Source organism: uncultured Cardiobacterium sp., from assembly GCF_938028185.1.
Classification (GTDB): Bacteria; Pseudomonadota; Gammaproteobacteria; order Cardiobacteriales; family Cardiobacteriaceae; genus Cardiobacterium.
This window is the reverse complement of record NZ_CALJAH010000441.1, coordinates 1-3,604: the sequence shown is the minus strand read 5'-3', so window position 1 is coordinate 3,604 and position 3,604 is coordinate 1. Positions and strand designations below refer to the sequence as shown.

Here is a 3,604-nt window from a genome sequence, read left to right as displayed (position 1 = left end):
TTTCCCGTTTTTGCATTCGGCGACAAGCCGTCGCGGCGCGGAACTTCACGCCTTAGAACCTGTTCAAAATCCCGATTATCCACATAAATTCGGATTGCTACGCCGAATTTCCCTTCCGCCCGCGCACGTGCCACAATCCGGAATCTTCCCATAACCAGAGAAAACCATGGCAAAAGAAATCGAGCGCAAATTCCTCGTCATTGGCGAAGCCTGGCGCGCGTTGGCACAGGGCACCCATTACCGCCAGGGCTATCTGAATAGCGCCAAAGAACGCACCGTGCGCGTTCGCACCATTAACGACAAAGCCTTTCTCACCATAAAAGGCCTGACCGTCGGCATCAGCCGCGCCGAATACGAATACGCCATTCCCCTTGCCGACGCAGTACAAATGCTGGACACCCTCGCCGAACGGCCACTGATTGAAAAAATCCGCTACACCATTCCCCATGCCGGCATGCAATGGGAAATTGACGAATTTCTCGGCGACAATGCCGGGCTGATTATTGCCGAAATTGAGCTTGCCGACAAAAGCCAGACATTTGCCAAACCAGCATGGATTGGCACGGAAGTCTCCGATGACCCACGCTATTACAATGCCAATTTGGTGCGGCATCCGTACCGGCTTTGGAAAAACCATGATTAAAGAATCCGTCAAGGCGCACGGGCGCTTCCAGCTCGAAATCAAACAAAAAGTCTCCTTCGACCGCCGCGCGCATGACATCCGCTACCGCATCGAAACCTGGTTCTTTTTGCCCGCCGCCTTGCAGGTCAGCCCCGACATCTATTCGCCCAAAACCTTCCAGCAAAACCTGAAAAACTATATCCGCCTGCGCCCGCCGACACGCAAACTGGCGCAATTACTGGAGCCGGAAGAAATGCTGGCGGAACTCGCCGCCTTTCTCGCCGACAAGCCGGATAAAAATGAAGTGGAGCGTTACGAAAACGTGCTGAAACGTTATGCGCTCACCTACAAGCGGGCATTGCGGCTGGCAATAAAATGGCTGGAGCGCGACCCCAAAAAACGCGATGCGGCAGCCATTGGCGAATTGCTGGCAGAAATCCATGACGTATTGACCGCCTGGCGCGCGCTGGAAACATTGACGGCGGCGCATGAGGCCGTATTTGCCTCGCAGGCCTTTGCCTATTGCGATGAATATATCTCGCTAACGACGCTGCATTATTTGCGCCGCCTGGTCTTGATTGACGGCATCCCGCAGACGGCGGCGATTCATGCGCTGTGGCAAACGGAAATGGCCTATTGCCGCACCCGTTTCCCGGACAGCATTCCGGCGCATGACGGCAATAACGAAGACGTGCTTTACCGCTGGAGCATTCTGCGCAAATACATCAGCCGCTATTTATTCCTTGATGTGCGGCGGCGCAAGGGCAATCCTCTGCTGCTGCATTCCATTTATGCCATTGCGGCGGCGATAGCGATGATTTTTGCGACATTCGTCGCCTTTTTCTGGCAGGGACGCTACGGCGCCTTAAGCAACAATTTGTTTATGGCGCTGGTCGTCGCCTATATCTTCAAGGACAGGATTAAAGAAATCGGGCGCGAATGGCTGTTGTCCTGTTTCCGTGAATGGATTCCCGACCGGCGTTTGCGTATCTTTCGTGGCGAACATCTGGAAGTGGGCAGTTGCCGCGAATCCTTCCGCTTTGTCCAACCGGAAAAATTGCCGCCGGAAATCCGCGCGCTGCGCGAACAGGCGCATTGGCTGAAATTATTAAATGACCGCCGCGCCGAAGATATATTTCTCTATCGCAAGGAAGTCGCATTGCATAACCAGCCGGAATTATTTGAGCGCACACAATATGCCATTGTCGATATTACCCGTTTCAATGTCTCCGGCTTTCTCCGCCAGATAGATCATTTATTTGAGCATTTGCCGGTTGCCGATGAGGACGATGCGGTGGTGACAGGCGAGCGCCTCTATCACGTTTACATGATTCGCCGTATTACTTTTGCCGGACAAGTGGCGAGTGAACTGGTGCGGTTGGTATTAAACGCCGAAGGCATCAAACGGCTGGAGCTAATTCAGCCGCTGCAATTTGCAGAAAAGGACAGAAGCGTAGCAATATAATGGCGACGCGGTGATACAAGCACGGCACAATCAGAAACTCTTTGCGTCGCTTTGAATGCGGGCGCTATACGATATTTCGTCCTCTTCCCGCTTGGCGAAGAGGGAGACTTCAATTGCAAACACACTCTGGGCGCAATCCGGTTTGTTTTTCAAAGTCTATTTTATTATGATGCCTTTGCCCAAAGGGGCAATTCACCAAACGTTCTTGAATGAGGAAATTACTATGAACCGTGAAATGAATTGGAAGCCATTGGCTATAAGCATCTGTTGTGCCTGTGCGCTCACCGCGTGTGGTGGTGGTGGCGGTGATGACAGTCCTGCCGATAAACCCATCCCGAATAATCCTGGGACATCCATCCCCAATACCAACAATCAGATGCCAAATGTTACGGATAACCAAAAACCGTCAGGAGTAGAAGGATGGCGACGGATAGATGGATTTAAAGTGATGCAAACAAAAGGGGATGCTTTCCGTCAATATTCAGAAAATACACATATCCGTGGTGTTCGCCTTCCCGAAGATGCTAATCTTAAGGCTTACTACTTTAGTGGTGGTAGCGGCTTGCATCAGGCCAAAACGCCCGGCGGTGGTGTAGTGGATTACTACAATATGTCCTATGCTACCTTTGGCAATTACAAGCGTCTCGTCAATAATTACGACGATGTATTTTATCTTGGCCAGTTTACACACCCAGATAAAATTCCGGTATCAGGTGTGGCAACTTTCAATGGCCCGGTAATGTATCGCGGCGCGATAGATGGCAACATCTCGTTAAATGTAGATTTTTCCACAAGAGATATTAAAGGAAAAGTAGAGAATGTTTCTTTATTCAATAAAGAAACCATGAAAGTTGATGGACGTTCGACGGATACTCTTTTTCCCGGGTTTTATAGCAATATTGGTGCTGACTTAACTTCAGAGGTTCATGGTAGTGAAGTAAAAGGAAGTATGACAGGTATCTTTGCTGGCCCTAATGCTGAAGAGATTGTTGGCAACTTGTATAGAAAAGACAATATAAATAAAAGTGATGGCAATGAAGCCGTCTTTGGCGCTATCCGGCAATAATGCTTGATAAAGCTCCCTAAAAATAATCCCGCCATTCGGCGGGATTATTTTATACAATGCCATTCAATGCGGCGGAAGGCATGGCATCCGTTAATAGGATGCGCTTGACGCGGCGCTGAACAATACCGTTTTGTCACCGCAGCGGGTCGCTGATACCCATCCTAAAATCAAACTGTAGGGGCGGTTAGACGCTTGCGTCGTAACCGCCCGCAGCAATCAATAGACTTCTTTACAAACTGTCTCCAAGAGTCTGTTCAAAATTCCGGTTATCCACATAAATTTGAATTGCTGCGTCGAATTGCCCCTCCCCCAGGAAGAGAAATCGGAGCGACGGGCGTTTGCAGTTTTGCGAACTGGCACCGCGACAAATTCGTAGGTTGGGTTAGGCGCTGTTTGCAATTGGCCATAACATGATGATTTCATTCGCAGGTTTGGTTAAGGCCTGTTTACC

General features: G+C 50.0%; 3 protein-coding genes. All 3 read left to right on the top strand.

Annotated elements, in window-relative coordinates:
* The first annotated feature begins 166 nt into the window (after positions 1–166).
* On the top strand, positions 167–643 hold the full coding sequence (locus Q0349_RS12740) for a CYTH domain-containing protein (protein ID WP_298081392.1): 477 nt from the start codon (positions 167–169) through the stop codon (positions 641–643).
* Positions 636–2,087 (top strand): hypothetical protein, encoded by a 1,452-nt coding sequence (locus tag Q0349_RS12735; RefSeq protein ID WP_298081391.1) that lies wholly within the window; start codon positions 636–638, stop codon positions 2,085–2,087. Before Q0349_RS12740 ends, Q0349_RS12735 begins: the two co-directional genes overlap by 8 nt.
* 223 nt (positions 2,088–2,310) lie before the next feature.
* Positions 2,311–3,153, top strand: coding sequence for a factor H binding protein domain-containing protein (locus Q0349_RS12730; RefSeq protein ID WP_298081390.1), 843 nt, complete (start codon positions 2,311–2,313; stop codon positions 3,151–3,153).
* Positions 3,154–3,604: the final 451 nt, after the last annotated feature.

What these genes read in the sequence shown, in the direction of transcription:
- Q0349_RS12735 (WP_298081391.1), top strand. Translation starts at nt 636, where the DNA reads ATGATTAAAGAATCCGTCAAGGCGCACGGGCGCTTCCAGCTCGAAATC.
- Q0349_RS12730 (WP_298081390.1), top strand. Translation starts at nt 2,311, where the DNA reads ATGAACCGTGAAATGAATTGGAAGCCATTGGCTATAAGCATCTGTTGT.
- Q0349_RS12740 (WP_298081392.1), top strand. Translation starts at nt 167, where the DNA reads ATGGCAAAAGAAATCGAGCGCAAATTCCTCGTCATTGGCGAAGCCTGG.